This window comes from Kineosporia sp. NBRC 101677 (genome assembly GCF_030269265.1).
GTDB classification, from domain to species: domain Bacteria; phylum Actinomycetota; class Actinomycetes; order Actinomycetales; family Kineosporiaceae; genus Kineosporia; species Kineosporia rhizophila.
In genome coordinates this window covers 1-14,923 of the sequence record NZ_BSTA01000014.1, presented here as the reverse complement: position 1 = coordinate 14,923, position 14,923 = coordinate 1, and the positions used below count along the sequence as shown (strand labels likewise).

14 protein-coding genes are annotated in these 14,923 nt (G+C 69.0%); 3 read left to right on the top strand and 11 right to left on the bottom strand.

Annotated features, from left to right (window positions below):
- Nucleotides 1–17 precede the first annotated feature (17 nt).
- From ftsX to QSK18_RS30865, 11 genes are all read right to left on the bottom strand, one after another.
- Nucleotides 18–932, bottom strand: a complete 915-nt coding sequence (ftsX, locus tag QSK18_RS30915) for a permease-like cell division protein FtsX (RefSeq protein WP_232809129.1) — start codon at nucleotides 930–932, stop codon at nucleotides 18–20.
- A gap of 64 nt (nucleotides 933–996) precedes the next feature.
- A complete protein-coding gene (gene ftsE / locus QSK18_RS30910; protein WP_232809130.1) occupies nucleotides 997–1,686 on the bottom strand; it encodes a cell division ATP-binding protein FtsE in 690 nt (229 codons plus the stop codon).
- 221 nt (nucleotides 1,687–1,907) lie between these two features.
- Entirely contained in the window at nucleotides 1,908–3,017 is a 1,110-nt protein-coding gene (prfB, locus tag QSK18_RS30905) for a peptide chain release factor 2 (RefSeq protein WP_232809131.1), read from the bottom strand.
- A 417-nt stretch (nucleotides 3,018–3,434) separates the two neighbouring features.
- Nucleotides 3,435–3,677 (bottom strand): helix-turn-helix domain-containing protein, encoded by a 243-nt coding sequence (locus QSK18_RS30900; protein ID WP_232809132.1) that lies wholly within the window; start codon nucleotides 3,675–3,677, stop codon nucleotides 3,435–3,437.
- Nucleotides 3,678–4,107: 430 nt separating this feature from the next.
- A complete protein-coding gene (locus QSK18_RS30895) occupies nucleotides 4,108–4,545 on the bottom strand; it encodes a pilus assembly protein TadG-related protein (protein ID WP_232809133.1) in 438 nt (145 codons plus the stop codon).
- Entirely contained in the window at nucleotides 4,546–4,986 is a 441-nt protein-coding gene (locus QSK18_RS30890; protein WP_232809134.1) for a pilus assembly protein, read from the bottom strand.
- A 401-nt stretch (nucleotides 4,987–5,387) separates the two neighbouring features.
- A complete protein-coding gene (locus tag QSK18_RS30885; protein WP_232809135.1) occupies nucleotides 5,388–5,738 on the bottom strand; it encodes a TadE/TadG family type IV pilus assembly protein in 351 nt (116 codons plus the stop codon).
- Between the two features lie 70 nt (nucleotides 5,739–5,808).
- Entirely contained in the window at nucleotides 5,809–5,982 is a 174-nt protein-coding gene (locus tag QSK18_RS30880) for a hypothetical protein (RefSeq protein WP_232809136.1), read from the bottom strand.
- A 194-nt stretch (nucleotides 5,983–6,176) separates the two neighbouring features.
- Nucleotides 6,177–7,088, bottom strand: a complete 912-nt coding sequence (locus QSK18_RS30875; protein WP_232809137.1) for a type II secretion system F family protein — start codon at nucleotides 7,086–7,088, stop codon at nucleotides 6,177–6,179.
- Nucleotides 7,085–7,945, bottom strand: coding sequence for a type II secretion system F family protein (locus QSK18_RS30870; RefSeq protein WP_232809138.1), 861 nt, complete (start codon nucleotides 7,943–7,945; stop codon nucleotides 7,085–7,087). The genes QSK18_RS30875 and QSK18_RS30870 overlap by 4 nt, the downstream gene beginning before the upstream one ends.
- A gap of 4 nt (nucleotides 7,946–7,949) precedes the next feature.
- Nucleotides 7,950–9,179 carry a TadA family conjugal transfer-associated ATPase gene (locus QSK18_RS30865; protein WP_232809139.1) on the bottom strand — a complete coding sequence of 410 codons (1,230 nt, stop codon included), beginning with the start codon at nucleotides 9,177–9,179 and terminating at the stop codon, nucleotides 7,950–7,952.
- 195 nt (nucleotides 9,180–9,374) lie between these two features.
- On the opposite strand from QSK18_RS30865, the gene QSK18_RS30860 reads away from it, so the two are divergent.
- The 3 genes from QSK18_RS30860 to QSK18_RS30850 form a co-directional block, all read left to right on the top strand.
- On the top strand, nucleotides 9,375–13,745 hold the full coding sequence (locus QSK18_RS30860; RefSeq protein ID WP_285626455.1) for a type VII secretion EssC family protein: 4,371 nt from the start codon (nucleotides 9,375–9,377) through the stop codon (nucleotides 13,743–13,745).
- A 209-nt stretch (nucleotides 13,746–13,954) separates the two neighbouring features.
- On the top strand, nucleotides 13,955–14,377 hold the full coding sequence (locus QSK18_RS30855) for an ATP-binding protein (RefSeq protein WP_232809141.1): 423 nt from the start codon (nucleotides 13,955–13,957) through the stop codon (nucleotides 14,375–14,377).
- A partial coding sequence (locus QSK18_RS30850; RefSeq protein ID WP_285626451.1) for a sigma factor occupies nucleotides 14,374–14,923 on the top strand: 550 nt, incomplete at its 3' end. The genes QSK18_RS30855 and QSK18_RS30850, both read left to right, overlap by 4 nt.

The following is a 14,923-nucleotide window of genomic DNA, read 5'->3' as shown; positions in this document are numbered from 1 at the left end:
ACACGGTACAGGAGTAACTACACCTTGAGGTATCTCTGCAGTGCGAGGAAGGCCGACACGCCAGCGATGCCCAATCCGATGACGAAGAGCCACGGAACGATCATCAGAGCGTCACCCACGCCGACGTAGTTCGTGAAGGTCAGCGACTGGGCCAGCCGGTCCTGGATCTGGAACTTGGTGACCCCGACCAGCGCCAGCGAGGCCAGGCCGGCCCCGACGGCCGCGGCGATCATGCTCTCCAGGATGAACGGCAGCTGGATGAAGAAGTTCGAGGCCCCGACCAGGCGCATGATGCCGGTCTCCCGGCGGCGGGTGAAGGCGGTCAGCCGGATCGTGGTGGCCACCAGCAGCACCGAGCAGACCAGGGTGACCGCGGCCAGCAGCCAGGCCCCGAACTTGAGCTGGTTCAGCAGGGCGAACAGCCGGTCCAGCACCTGGTTCTGGCTCTCCACCGACTCGACCCCGGGCTTGGCCGTGAACGACTCGGCCACCACCTGGTACTTCTCCGGGTCCTTGAGGTCGACGCGGTAGGACTCCGGCATCTGGTCGACCGTCACGTTCTCGGACAGCGCGCTGTCCTTGAACTGCTCCTTGAAGCGCTTGAAGGCCTCGTCCTGGGTCTCGAAGTAGACCTTCTCGACGTACTGCGCCAGCTGCGGCGCGTTCAGGTCGGCCTGGATCGACTCCTTCTGCGTCTCGGTGGCCTTGCCGTCGGCGCAGCTGGCCGCGGTCGAGACGTCACCGCACAGGAAGATCGAGACCTGGACCCGGTCGTACCAGTAGTCCTTCATGGTGTCGACCTGGCGCTGGGCCAGGAAGCCGAGACCGACGAGGAACAGCGACACGACGGTGACGAGCACGACAGAGATCGCCATCGCGATGTTGCGGCGCAGGCCGATCAGGATTTCGTCGAGGATGAACTGGAAACGCATGTCCTTCTCAGTTGCTCTGGAGGCCGGGCCGGGGACGTTCGGGCAGGACGGTCAGGCGCGACGGTCAGCGGGAGTAGCCGTACACACCGGTGGCCTCGTCGCGCAGCATGTTGCCGTGCTCGAGCTCGATCACGCGCTTGCGCATCTGGTTGACGATCTCGTGGTCGTGGGTCGCCATCACGATCGTGGTGCCGGTCTTGTTGATCCGGTCGAGCAGCCGCATGATGCCCACGCTGGTGTTCGGGTCGAGGTTTCCGGTCGGCTCGTCGGCCAGCAGGATGGCCGGGCGGTTCACGAAGGCCCGGGCGATCGCCACCCGCTGCTGTTCACCACCGGACAGCTCGTGCGGGAACCGCTGCTCCTTGCCCGCCAGGCCGACCAGTTCCAGCACTTCGGGGACGGTGTGCGCGATGGCGTGCCGCGGCTTGCCGATGACCTGCAGCGCGAACGCGACGTTCTCGAACACGGTCTTGTTCGGCAGCAGCCGGAAGTCCTGGAACACGGCGCCGATGGTGCGGCGCAGGTGCGGAACCTTCCAGGTGGACAGCTTGGCCACGTCCTTGCCGGAGACCCGGACCACGCCCTTGGTCGGCTTCTCCTCACGCAGGGCCAGGCGCAGGAAGGTGGACTTGCCCGACCCGGAAGCTCCCACGAGGAAGACGAACTCGCCCTTGCTCACCTCGAGGCTGATCGAGTTGAGCGCGGGGTGCTTGGTGCCCGGGTAGACCTTGGTGACGTCGTCGAATCGGATCACGGCTCAGACCTCGGCCGCTGTCGGGGACTAAGGGAGGGTGCACGCGGCCGATCGAAGTCTAGGGGTCCGCAGGAGTGCGGATGTGGACCTGAGAGGACCGAGTGCGGTGCGAATGTGAACCCGTGCGGTTTCTGTGCCTTGCGCGGCGCCGGACAGTGAAGGACGCCTCTACGCGCGGTAGCCGCGCGTACAGGCGTCCTCAAATTCTGGTGCCCGCAGGCCTAGGCGGACTGCTCCTGCGACTTCCGCCAGCGGATGCCGGTCTCCAGGAACTCATCGATCGCCCCGTCGAACACGGCGCCGGGGTTGCCCGACTCGTGCTCGGTGCGCAGGTCCTTCACCATCTGGTAGGGGTGCAGGACGTAGGAGCGCATCTGGTTGCCCCAGCTGGAGCCGCCGTCGTTCTTCAGCGCGTCGAGCTCGGCCTGGCGGTCCTGCCGGGCCTTCTCCAGCAGCTTGGCCTGCAGCACGCGCATCGCGGAGGCCTTGTTCTGCAGCTGCGACTTCTCGTTCTGGCAGGTCACGACGATGCCGGTGGGGATGTGGGTGAGCCGGACCGCGGAGTCGGTGGTGTTGACCGACTGACCACCCGGGCCGGAGGAGCGGTAGACGTCGACCCGGATGTCGTTCTCCGGGATCTCGATGTGGTCGGTCTCGGCCACCACGGGCAGGACCTCGACACCGGCGAACGACGTCTGCCGGCGGCCCTGGTTGTCGAACGGGCTGATCCGCACCAGGCGGTGGGTGCCCTGCTCGACCGAGAGCGTGCCGTAGGCGTAGGGCGCGTCCACCCGGAACGTGGCCGACTTGAGGCCGGCCTCCTCCGCGTAGGAGGTGTCGTAGACCTCGGTCTTGTACTGGTGCCGCTCGGCCCAGCGCAGGTACATGCGCAGCAGCATCTCGGCGAAGTCGGCCGCGTCCACCCCGCCGGCCTCGGAGCGGATGGTGATCAGGGCCTCACGGGCGTCGTACTCACCGGAGAGCAGGGTGCGGACCTCCAGCTCGCCGAGCGCCTTGCGGACGGCCTGCAGTTCGTTCTCGGCCTCGGCCAGGGTGTCCGCGTCGTCCTCGGCCTCGGCCAGCTCGACCAGGACCTCGAGGTCGTCGACGCGCGCGCTCATCTTCTCCAGCCGGTCCAGCTCGGCCTGCTGGTGGGAGAGCCGGGAGGTGACGACCTGCGCCTTGTCCGGGTCGTCCCACAGGTCGGGGGCCGCGGCCTGTTCGGAGAGCTCGGCGATCTGGGAACGCAGCTGGTCCAGGTCGCTCACCTTGAGAATGGTCTCCAGGGTGGTGCGCAGAGCGCGGATCTCGCTAGGGAAGTCGGTCGCCACGTTGATCGAGGTTACGCGCTTCGCGGCCGAAACACGGAGTCGGCATGGCTGGCGAGGTGCCCGGGGCGCCCAGAGGTACGGCCTTCTTCATGCAGCCGTGTTGCATGCGTCACATAATTGACCCTTTGCGGAGGGTATGCCCGTTTTACAGTGAATACCGGAGCCGACGAGATGCGGCCAGGCCGACCTGGGACTTCACCGCATTCCGGCTTCCGCGGGCTCCCGGCCGCGCGTCCTGACTCGACTCCGGACGCGCGGCTGGGCTCCAACTCCCACAGGGGCTCCCATTCCCCGATCCCCGGTTCGCTCTCACACTCACCAGGTCACAGGAAAAGGGTGCACCCGTGCGCAGGGGTGCGCATCTTTTGGCTGCGGGTGGATCCGGCGGCTGGAATCACGCGGATCCGACGGGGAGACTCAGAGGCCGAGGGCGTCGAGATCGTCCGGCTCGGCGCCTCGGCAGAGGTCGGCGAAAGTGACCTGGAGAGCGCGGCAGATCGCCGGGATCTCGAACACCTTGATCTGCCGATTGCCCTTCTCGGCGTCGTGCGCCTGACTGAGCGACCAGCCGACGAGCTTGCCGAACTCCTCCTGGGTGAGGCCCAGGCGCGAGCGCTCGCCGCGGATGTTCCGCGCCACGACTCGCCCCAAGTCGTCCATTTGCCAGACCGTAGGTGTCCCGGCCACGGAGGGAGTAGCAGAAAGCGGCTTGATTCGTGGTTTCCCGAAACGATATGGTGAATCACCGAAGCGGTCAGGATTATCCGCATCGCCTCAGGCCGCCCCGACCTGCCGGTCGACCTTTCCCTCCGTCCCGGTGGGTCGGGGCTTTGCGTTGGTGGTGGAGGAGGCTCGATGGACCCGGCCCGGCTCGCTCCGCGCGTGCGCGATCGTCTGCGGCGGTGCGGAGTGGTGGTTCATCTGGTCGCGCCCGGCCGGAGTGGCCTGGTGGTCTTTCTCGAGGGGGCGCTCGGGCAGAACGACAAAGCACGGACGCTCGTGCTGGCGTTCTGCGGGGTTGCGGAGGTTCGGTTCTCGAGGGCTTCGAAGGCGGTGATGTTCGTCGACCTGGCTCCCGTCGCACCGACCGCTACGGAATCTGTTCAGCGGTGGCCTGACTGGTCGCTCTCAACGGCACGCCGCCGGCCCAACGCCGCACGACGAGTCCGATCAGCGGGATCCGGGCCGTTCCGGTGAGCGTCACCTGGGCCGTTGCATCGTCCAGGGCGCCGGTGGGCCGCCCGATGCCCACGTCGACGTCCACGGCCCGCTGGGCCAGATAGCCGGTCACGCTCGAGCGCACCGAGGCATCGGACAACGGGACCGGGCGTTCCTGGGCGCCGTGGCGGTAGAAGGTCGCCTCGTCCAGGGCATCGGCGGCATCGCGAGCCGCTGCGTCGCTCAGGGCCTGCAACTCCTGGCGCTGCAGGTGCAGTGCCGTGACATCGACCGTGACCAGCACGAGAAGCAGTGCCAGGACTACGAATCCGGTGGTCAGCAACAGGATCTGACCGCGCTCGTCCCTCATCTACGGCCCGGTCTCCCTGAACTCGTCGACGGTCTCGATCTGCTGCGCGCTGACCACCACGCCGGCGTTCAGCGCGTCGGCGAAGCCTGCGGGAAGCCAGGGGAACCGCGCCGTGATCCGGACCTGCACCGTCACCCGCTCCCCCGGGGTCAGACAGGGCGAGGCCGCGCAGACGATGTCCAGGTCGCCCGCCCCCTGGTCGAACCCGTGGTCACGCAGGGCCAGCCCGGTCGAGACCGCCGCGTGCGAGGTTGCCTCGGCCTCGCTGGACGCCGCCACGAACGCACGGGCGCTTTCCCGGGCGGCTCCGTTCGCTGCGAAGGTGGCGGCCTGGATGCGGCCCAGGACGAGAACGAGGTAGGTCACGGGCAGCATGAGCAGCAGGCCCAGGGTGACGAATTCGATGACGGCTGAACCCGAATCGTCGATTGACCGTCGCACGATGTGAAGGCTCGCCGGGCGTCTCGGACTCACCGGGCCTGTTCCATTCGTTGGACCTGACTGACTCACCAAAACCGTCTCAATCACTCGGTCCCCTTACTTGCCCAGAGCGCCGAGCGCACCGGCCCTCCCTTTCATCAGGGTGCCCCCCGTCCTCATCAAGCTGTCCCCAGCCGCATCAGGCTGTCCCCAGCCGCATCAGGCTGTACCCGGCCGCATCGGCTGTACCCGGCCGACCCGCGTATCAGGCCGGGCCCAACGACCTGCGCCAGACCGCTCTACGTATCCAGCCCTGCCTCCCTCCGCTCGTTTGAACCGCCTACGAGCCCTTCCTCATTCACCAGGCTCGGCCCCTCTGATCCTGGGACTCACGCCACCAGAAACCTCAAAGCCAACCCCTACTACGGGGCCTCAGCCACGGCGTGCCCGGTCACGGTGAGGCTGCGCCCCACCCCGATCAACCCGGCCACCGGCACTGGGGCCTGCACGCGAACCTCCACCGTGGTCAGTCCTTCCAGGTGGACGAGCCGGGCCGAGACCCGGCCTGCGTAGCCCGCCGAGAGGGCCTCGCCGATCAGGCCACGTGTTCTCTCGGCGCCCGCCTGGGGGTCCTGATCGGCCAAGGCACCGAATCGCGCGCCCTGGATCGCACAGTCGATGAGGACGTTGCGCACATGCAGGGTGATGGACAGCTGGATCAGGCCTAGGAAGAGGAAGAGCAGCAGACCGCTGACCAACACGAAGTCGACCACCGCCGATCCCTGGTCGGTCCGACTGGCTAATTGAGGCTGCCTGCCCGCAGCGCCCTCCCCTCGGCCCGGCTCAGGGCCCGCCAACGACGCTGTCCACCGAGTCGTTGAAGATCTGCACGAGCCTTGGCCCGGCGGCGCCCCACAGCGCCACCACGAGGCCGGCGGTCATCAGGGTCACCAGCACCCAGCCCGGTACGTCGCCGCGATCGCTTCCTCGCCGGGTCTGCTCGTGAAGGGCATGCATGCGGGTCGTCAGCGAGGCTGCGAGAAAGTCTGCCGGACAGAGGCTTCCGAAGGTGGATCGGTGCCTCGGAGTACGCCGGGCTCGAACCGCGCCGGGCTCGGTGGTGCGGCCGGTGCGGGCGCGATCTCGGCTACGGATGAGGCGGGCTGTGGTGTACATGATTTCCCCGTTCTGGTGATGGTTCTGAGTGCCGGCTAGACCGTGAGCTCAAGTACGGCCAGGCCTGGGTAGAGCGCGAACAACACGGTCACCGGCAGGATCAGGAAGACGACCGGAACCATGGCTCCAATCTCCCGGCGCCCGCCGGACTCCATGAGTCTTCGTCGAGTGAGCTCACGGACGTCCTGGGCCTGTGCCCGCAGCACATCAGCCAGCGGCGTGCCGCGTTCGACGGCCACCACCATTCCGTCGACGAAGCGCGCCAGGCTGGGGACGGCCGTGCGGGAGGCGAGGTCGTTGAGCGCCTGGGTCAGCGACCGGCCGGTGCGGGCGTCGGCCAGGGTACGGGCGATCTCGTCGGCCAGGTCACCGGTGCAGGTGCGGGCCACCCGGTCGAGGGCCCCGAGCGGCCCTTCCCCAGCTCCCACGGCCAGCGCGAGGATCTCGGCCACAGAGGGGAACTCGGCCAGGATCCGTTGTTCCCGGCGCCGCACCTGCCAGTCCAGGACCTGGTCCCGGCCGAGTACACCGAGCAACGCACCGATCAGCACCAGACCGATCAGCGTGACCGCGCTCAGTCCGTTGCCGGTCGCGATCAGTGCAGCACCGCTCCCGCCGAGACCGGCGCCGGCCACCCCGGCCAGCACCTGCTGAGCCCGGAACTGCTCGATCGACAGCCCGGACCCCAGACGGTGCAGGCGTTTCTCGACGGAGGCGTTGCCGCCGCTGATTCGCGCCGCCCACGCTGAGGCGGAAATCAGCACGGGCCGGAGCCATTCGCGAAGCCCGGAACTGCCGACGACAACCTCTTCCCGTAGTCGGGCGCCACGTAGATAGGGCGCGAGACGCTGGTCGAGGGTGGGGTGCCTTCGCCAGGGCACTCCCAGCACGATCAGCCAGGCACCGATCCCGGCGACCGCGCCGACCAGCGCACCGGCGGCACTCATCGCAGCACCCGCCGCTCTTCCGGGAGCCGGCCGATCACCGTCATCAGACGGTAGGCGAGCACCGAGGCCCCGCCGCCGACGGCCAGGACCACAGTGCCGGTGGTGCTGCTGTACGCCTGCACCGACTCGGGTTTGGTGGCCAGGAGCGCCAGCACGAGCCACGGGGCAGAGACTGCCAGCCGGGCGGCCGAGACCGTCCAGCTCTGCCGGGCCTCGAGTTCGGAGCGGACCCGCGCATCGTCGCGCAGGAAGGTGGACAGGTTGCGCAGCAGTTTGCCCAGGTCGGAACCGCCCACCTCGCGAGTGATCCGTAGTGCCTCGCAGAGCCGGTCTCCGGTGGGGTCGGCCAGCCGGGCCTTCAGAGCGTCGAGCGAGCCGGCGAAGTTGCCGCTGAGCCGGTGGTCGCGGGCGAAGGCACGAAAGGGCGGACGCAGAGGTTCGGGACCACGATCCCCCAGGGCAGCCAGCGCATCGGGCAACGAAAGCCCGGCTCTTACACCGGAGGCCAGGTTGTCCACCACGTCGGGCCAGAGTTCGCGGAACCGCTGCCGTCGGCGCCGGGCGCGGCCCCGCACGACCAGGTACGGCGCCCAGCCCGCGATGCCGGCGAAACAGCCGGCGATCGAGGCGACCTGGGTGAAGACGAACAGTGCCAACCCGGTACCGGCCGCCGCCGCGGTGCACACGGCGAAGAAGGCCGGAGGCGAGACCGACGGTAGGTCGGCCTCCTGCAGCAGCGACCTGAGCCTCCCGATCAGGATCGATCGCGAGGTGAGCGGCCGGGACACCGGTTCCCAGCAGGACCACCAGATCAGGAAGGCCCCGACCCCGGCGATCAGTCCCACGAACGCCCCCACGCCGTCACCTCCAACCGCCTCGCAGCACCGCTGCGATGTCGATACCGGCGGCCTCGAAGCGCTCGGGATGGGGTGGAAAGCCGTCGGCCCTGACCAGCCGGTCACCCCGCCGAGCGAAGATCTCGGTGGTCTCCACCACGTCGCCCTCCACCCGCCCGGACACCCCGATGATCTCGGTGACCCGGCGGCGGCCGTCCGCATCGAGCCGCACCTGGACCACCAGGTCGACCGAACTGGCCACGGTGGGCACGATGAAGCGGGCGCTGACGTTCTCACCCGCCAGCAGCGGAAGGGTGCACATCTTCACCACCGCCTCCCGGGCCGAGTTGGCGTGCACCGTGGCCATTCCAGGCAGCCCGCTGTTCAGCGCCAGCAGCAGGTCGAGGCTCTCGGCCTGCCGGACCTCACCGACGATCAGCCGGTTGGGGCGCATCCGCAGGGCCTCTTTCACCAGCCGCCGCAGGGGCACCTCGCCGGTGCCCTCGAGACTGGCCTGGCGGCACTGCATGGCCACGCAGTCGCGCAGCGCCACCCGCAGCTCGAAGACCTCTTCACAGGTGATGATGCGCTCGCGGGGTGGGACTGCACCGAGGAGGCAGTTGAGCAGCGTCGTCTTCCCGGCCTGGGTACCGCCCGAGACCAGGATGTTGAGGCCGGCGACCACCGACGCCTTGAGGAACTCGGCGGCGTGCGGGGTGAGTGTGCCCAGGGTGACCAGATCGTCGATCCGGGTCGAGACGACGGTGAACTTACGGATGTTCACCGCGTAGGCGCTCCGGGTGATGTCCGGGATGACGACGTGCAGGCGCGAACCGTCGGGCAGCATCGCGTCCACGAAGGGGCTGGCCAGGTCGACCCGGCGACCGGAGTGCTTGAGCATCCGCTCGACCAGGTCACGCACCTCCTGAGCGGTGAGCACCGTGGTGGTCAGCTCGCTCAGGCCGGCACGACTCACGAAGATGCGGCCCGGGTCGTTGATCCAGATCTCCTCCACGGACGGATCGTCGAGATAGGGCTGCAGCGCACCGAATCCGGACACCTCGTCGAGCACCCGTTTGATCGCCTGCCCCGGGTCGGCGAGCGGAGGCAGGGCACGGGTGAGAGAACGCTCGTCGTACTCCGCGACCGCGAACTCGACCAGACGCCTCAGGCCCGTCGAATCCCGGCCCGGGTCAAGACCTTCCCGTCTGATCAGCTCGCGAACCTCGTCGGACACGATCGCGACAGCATCCACCGATTCCTCCCCCGTCGAACCAGCCCCCCTCGTCACGGAGGCGTCGGCTGCGCTCGTGGCCGAAGCATATGTAAATCCGGACAGACCCCGCTCCGGTTATCCACAGTCTTAACTGAAACGCGCCATTCGGGCAGTCTTGCCGAGGTTATCCACAGGGCTCCCCGAGAAGCCCTTCAGCAGGGGCACAATCGAGTCATGAGACTGCGAGTGACCGTTGTGGTCTACGAGATCGAAGTGCCAGCAGTGGATGTCGAGATCGAGGCGTCCACCGGCACGACGTTCGGGGCGGTCGCGAGTCAGCTGGCTCTCCTGGCGCCCGGCCGGGCCGATCGCCCGATCCGGTCCGACAGCCGGGAGTTTCACTGCCTCGGGCGCCCGTTACCGGCAACTCACCCGTTGGGCCTGCCCCCTCTCGTACAGGGGGCGATGCTGGTGCTGGGGGCCGTGGGCCGGTCGGTGCCACGGCCCGGCGGCGCACTCGAACTGCACGTGGTCTCGGGTCCCGACGCAGGGCTGACCCACCCGCTGCTCTCCGACCGGTCCTTGCTGGTCGGCCGGCACGGATCCTGCGACCTCCCGTTGGCCGACCCCGGGCTGTCCCGTCGTCATGCCGAGATCGGTATCTCGGGCGGGGTCACGACGGTCCGCGACCTACTGTCCGCCAACGGAACCTGGCTGCTCGACGAGAAGGTGGGTCCGGCCGGGCAGGCTCTGCCCACCGGAACCGCTCTCCGCCTCGGTGGCAGCACGCTGGTGGTGCGGGCCCCCGACCGCCCGGTCGCAGCGGTGCTGCCGGACGGGGCCGGGCATCTTCTGGTGAACCGAAGGCGCGCCCTGCACGGGCCCAGGCCCGGCTCGACGATCGAGATGCCGACTCCGGCAACCTCTCCAGCGCGTGCCCATCTCCCCTGGCTCATGGTTCTCGCCCCGTTGTTCCTGGCCGTACCGGCCGCGCTGATCTGGCGTCAGCCCGCCTATCTGCTCATCGCCGTGCTGAGCCCTCTGCTGATGCTGGCGCAGTACACGTCAGATCGCCGTCGGGGTCGCAAGGAGGGCAGACAACGGGCTGCCGACCACGAACTGGCCCAGCAGAAGGCGGAACGATCGCTGACCCAGGCACTGGTTGCCGACCTCGAGTATCTGGAGACGGCTCATCCCGACCTGGCTCGCCTGGCCACCACCGCGCGGGTTCCCACAGACGAACTGTGGCAGCGCACCCGGGAGCAACCGGCCGGGCTCACGGTCCGCCTGGGACGCGGTCCGGCTCCTTCGAACGTGACGGTCCGGGGGCCGCACACCGGCGGCCTGTCCGGCGCTGCCGAAGCCCGGCAACTGCACCCCGACGCGCCCGTCGTCCTCGACCTGGCCGAGTTCGCCGTGATCGGGATCAGCGGTCCTCGCGACCTGGTTCTGGGAACTGCCCGATCGATCGTCGGGCAGCTCGTCGTTCTTCACTCCCCCCTCGACCTGGTGGTGAGCCTGTGTCAGGCTCAGCCACTGAAAGTCCGGCACGGAGAGCCAGGAACCGTTGCCGGCGAATGGGACTGGCTCGCCTGGTTACCGCATCACACAGCTGCCTCAGCACTGGACAACCGGCCCGGCAGGTTGCAGGTAATGGTGCTGGACGGCGCCCAGCGTCAGCGCAGCCGTGCCGAGATCGCGCAGCTTCTGACCCGGGCCGACAGCCAGGCACACCGCCCCGGCAGTTCCGCGGCCGGCATCGTGGTGATCTGCCTGGAGCAGGACGAGCCGTCGCTCCCACTCGAATGCGCGGCCACCGTCGTCCATTCCGGGTCAGAGACCAAGGCAGTCCTGCGGCGTGTGGGACACGTTCCCTTGACCTTTCGGGCCGACCTGGCCGGCGCCGACTGGGCCGACCGTCTCGCCCGGGTCCTCGCGCCCCTGCGCGACGCCACGTCGGACGGGGCCGGCGCCCTCCCCAGCCAGGTGCGGTTGCTCGACCTCGGCCGATCGCGCGGCCGGCCAGAGTCGCTGAGCACTGCCGAACTCGCCGGGAGCTGGTCTGCGTCCGCCCAACGTCCGGCGGCCGGGCCTCAGGCCGTTCTAGGGATGTCGGCCGCAGGGCCGGTGCGCGTATCACTCGCGACCGACGGCCCGCACCTACTGATCGGCGGAACCACCGGCGCCGGCAAGTCCGAGCTCCTGCAGACCCTGATCGCCTCGCTGGCCATCGGCTCCGGGCCGGACCGGCTGACCTTCCTCCTGGTCGACTACAAAGGTGGTGCCGCCTTCCAGGCCTGCAGCGACCTGCCCCATGTAGGAGCCCTGCTCACCGATCTGGACCAGCAGTCCGCACGCCGCGCCCTCACCTCTTTCAACGCCGAACTGCGCCGACGCGAACGCCTGCTGCTGGAGGCCGGTTGCACCGACATCGCCGGCTACGACGGGGCCCGGCTCAGCGACGGCTCCCTGCCCCCCATGCCCCGGCTGGTGGTGGTCGTCGACGAGTTCCGGGTCCTCGTCGAGGAGCTCTCCGAGTTCGTCGCCGGTCTGGTCCGGATCGCCACGGTGGGCCGCTCCCTCGGGGTGCACCTGGTGCTGGCCACACAGCGTCCCGCAGGAGTCGTCTCGCCCGACATCGCCGCGAACATGAACCTGCGCATCGCCCTCCGGGTCCGGGACGCCGCCGATTCTCATGACCTGATCTCAGACCCCGCGGCGGCCGGACTTCCCCGCATTCCTGGTCGAGCGTTGCTCCGGATCGGCGGCGACGGGCTCATCGAGTTCCAGACCGCTCAGGTCAGTGGAAAAGTTCTGGAAGGGGCCGTCGAAACACCGCCGAGAGTCCGTCGTCTCGAACCGGGAAGCGATTCCGCCGCAGGGCCACCGGACGCCTACGCGCAACTGCCGGAACCCGGACATCAGAGCGACCTGGAACGCGTCGTGGCGGCAACGAAGGCCGCGGCGGCCGCAACGGGGCAGGCCAGGGCCCGCGCGCCCTGGCTCCCAGAACTGCCCACCGACCTCGAACTGGGCCGGATGGCCTCCGCCGCGACCGGTCGGGGCCTGCCGTTCGGCCTTATCGACAGGCCGGAGCAGCAGCACCAGGAACCTGCGGTCTGGGACCTGACCGCCGGCCACCTGGCGGTAGTAGGCGCACCGCGTTCGGGACGTTCCACATTGCTGCGCTCCCTCGGGGCCGTCGCCTCCCAGGTCGCCACCGACCAGGGGGCCACCGCCGTCCACTGTTACGCGCTCGATCCGGCTGGCCGGCTCAGCGACCTGGAACAGATGGGCTGGGCCCACGCAGTGGTCCGACCGGACGATCACGAACGCTCGAGTCGTCTCCTGCGCAGGCTCCGTGGCGAACTTGTGCATCGGCAGGCCGAGCGCACCGCCGCCGCACCGATCGTGCTCCTGGTCGACGGCTGGGAGGCGGTGACCTCGGCATGGTCCGAACCCGGTCTGGTCGATCTGCACGACGACCTGGTCAGGCTGCTGCGGGACGGAGCCGGGTCAGGTATTTGTCTCGCCGTGGCCGGCGGTATCTCCCTGCTCACCGGGTCGTACTCCTCTTTGTTCGCGCACCGGCTGGTCCTGAGACTGCCGGACCCGACCGAGGCGGCGATGCTCGGGATCCCGGCTGGGCCGGCTCGGTCCACCGGCACCGGTCCACCCGGTCGCGGAGCATGGCTGGCTGCCGGAGAGGGAGAGTTCTGCCTTCTTCAGGTCGCCCGGGCGGCCGAGACACCCAGGCACCGGCCGGGCGCAGATCATCCCTGGCACATACCTGCGCTGCCGACCCGGCTCTCCCGCTCCGATCTGCCTCCGGTAGGTATCCATGAACGTTGCTCCCGCGGCTCAGTACCGATCGGCATCGGCGGCGACCGGGTCCATGCGGTGCGGGTGGATGTCCTGGCCGCGCCCGTGACAGTGATTCTCGGTTCCCGGGGCAGCGGGCGGAGCACAGCTCTGCGCAGCTTGTACGAGGGTCTGGTGGAGCAGGGAATCTCCTCCGTCCTACTGCCGGGGCATGAACTGCGTGGCCCGGGAGCTGCGGAGGCATTGGCCCGGCACCTGGCCGGGCCTGACAACCGGCCTGACAACCGGCCAGGCAAGCCGGTGCTCCTGCTGGACCTGCTGTGCGGGCCTGACCAGCCCGGGCCGGACACCGACCGGCTCACCGAGGTCCTCGCGCTGCACCTGGGCAGAGACGACCACGGTGCGGGCCATCTCGTGCTCACGGCTTCGGCCGCCGAGGTCCTCGGCGCCTACCGAGGTGTCCTCACGCTGGCCCGCGATGCACGTCAGGGCCTGGTCCTGGGCGGGACCGCCCCGGCCGACGGCGAGGTCCTCGGGGTCCGGCTCCCCCGCCGACCGGCCGGACCTCCCGGGCGGGGTGTGCTGATCGCCCGGGGAACGGTGACTGCCGTGCAGGTGGCCCGCCCGACGGATACGCCCCTCGACGACGGCGACGGTGAGATGGTGGATCCAGAAGACCAGAACCCGCCGAAGAGCGATCAGATCTTGGCCGAAAGCTCGATTTCGCTCAGCGACAGACCGCAGTCAGGGGTGATTCATCGATCACTCTTGGGCTCGACCTGAGACCAGTGTGACGATACGCAAGCACCGTCCAGCAGGTTGTCACGTTCAGCAACGAGCACGGAAAAGTGCGCCGACGAGTGCGTCGGTTACGTCGACATACACAACTCAGTGTGTTCTATCCTTGCCGCATGGTGACATTGGTCTCGTTCAGTAACGAACGAACCGCACACCGCTACAGCACGGCGCGTCCTGGGTGGTCAGGGAAGGGTGTGAGCACGATTTCGCTCGGCAGCCGCTCCGAGACCGTCCGGAGTACAGACACCGTCGACCTGCGCGTGCCCGCCGATCCGGCGTACCTGGCCATGATCAGAACCGCGACGGCCGGCCTGGCCACGCGACTCGATCTGACCCTGGACGAGATCGAGGATCTGCGGATCGCGGTCGACGAGGCCTGCTCGCTCCTGCTGCGGGGGCGCTCGCACCCCGGCCGGACGCTCGTGGCCGGCTTCGAGGTGGGCCCGCCCGGCAGCGGGAGGCTCTCCATCCTCATCACCGGCCCGCTCAGCCAGCTCCCCGAAGGGCAGGGCTACGCATGGTCCGTGCTCAAGGCGCTCGCCGGTGAGGTACTCACCGGCCTCGGTGAGAACGGCGCATGGATCAAGCTGACGTACGTCGGACGGGGAGACCAGTGATCCAGCAGCAGGAGACGACGCTGAGCGTGCTGCAACGCACCCCCCGCAGGGACGATGCCCCGGACAGCGACAACCCACCGGCCGCCGGGCCACAGGACGAGCCTGCACTCGCCGGGCAGCCCAGCCCCGGAACGGTCGCCGATCCGGTCGACGGTCCGGCCGCCGGGCCCGCACCCGTCCAGGTGCCCGAGCGCACGGTCCCGGCGCACGAGGTCGCGGCGCGACTGCGTGAGCAGGACAGCGATCTGGACGAGGCCGCAGAGGCAGCGACCGAGGTTCGGCGGCGTGGGCGTCACGTCCGGGAAGATGCCGTCGACGCGCCACCCCCGGCGGATCCGGATCTGCTCCGGCTGGCCGCCCTGCCCAAGACCGATCCGCAGTACCAGCAGCTGCGCCGGACCGTGATCGAGGCCCACCTCCCCCTCGTGCACCACCTCGCCCAACGCTTCAAAGGCCGCGGCGAACCCTACGACGACCTCGTCCAGGTCGGAACCATCGGCCTCCTGCACGCCGTCGACCGCTTCGACCCCCAACGCGGAGCCTTCG